Source organism: Vibrio sp. 378, from assembly GCF_033339435.1.
On the sequence record NZ_JAWOUO010000518.1, the window covers coordinates 1 to 721 of the forward strand.

At 43.3% G+C, this 721-nt stretch carries 1 protein-coding gene; it reads right to left on the bottom strand.

Annotation, left to right across the window (positions count from 1 at the left end; genetic code table 11):
- Window positions 1-595: ABC transporter substrate-binding protein (locus tag R7Q48_RS27280; RefSeq protein ID WP_318133384.1), on the bottom strand; the 595-nt coding region annotated here is incomplete at its 3' end.
- Between the last annotated feature and the right edge of the window lie 126 nt (window positions 596-721).

A 721-nucleotide genomic window follows, 5' to 3' on the forward strand; every position in this document is an offset into this window, starting at 1 on the left:
AGTGTTTTGGACGAGGTTGGAAGCCATTGCTTGGCATATTAATCATGACCATCAGAGAATCATGACTCTGTGCAACCGCTAAATTAACACGGATGGTGTAACCATCAATTTTTTCCACGCTAACAATGCTGTTGGTAAAAAAGTCATTGTACCAAGGGTCAATAATGTCTTTTGAGGTGTAGTACTGCATCATGAAGACATAATCATCGGCCGTGATCTTCTCACCATCAGACCATTTCGCGGTGTCATCAAGCTTAAAATAAACCGTTTTATTATCTTCACCAAATGCCCATGACTTAGCCAATTGAGGAATCCACTTACCCGTATTTGGGTGACGTTGAGCCATTTTGGGCGTGCCATCCATCAAATATTGACGCAATCCAGAGTTAGCATCCGGACCAACACTGCGTAATGTCTGCGGAAAACTTTCGATGTAAGTGCGGTAAGTTCCACCATAAACGGCTTCTTCCGAAGCAAATAACGGCTCATTATTATTTGAAACCCACTCGATATCAGCAGGCAACTCAGCTGCATGCAGCTGGAAACTGACAGCAGTCAGTGCAGCCAAAACTGAAAATGGCATTTTTTTGGTCATATTTCTTCCTTGTTGTGTTTGCGCACTAAGGTCAGTACAAGGAAGAAAAGAGGGAAGCTCACGATAGGCTGCGGACACAAAAGGACGCAGAGAGGAAATAGTAGGAGCATAATATGAAAGCGACAT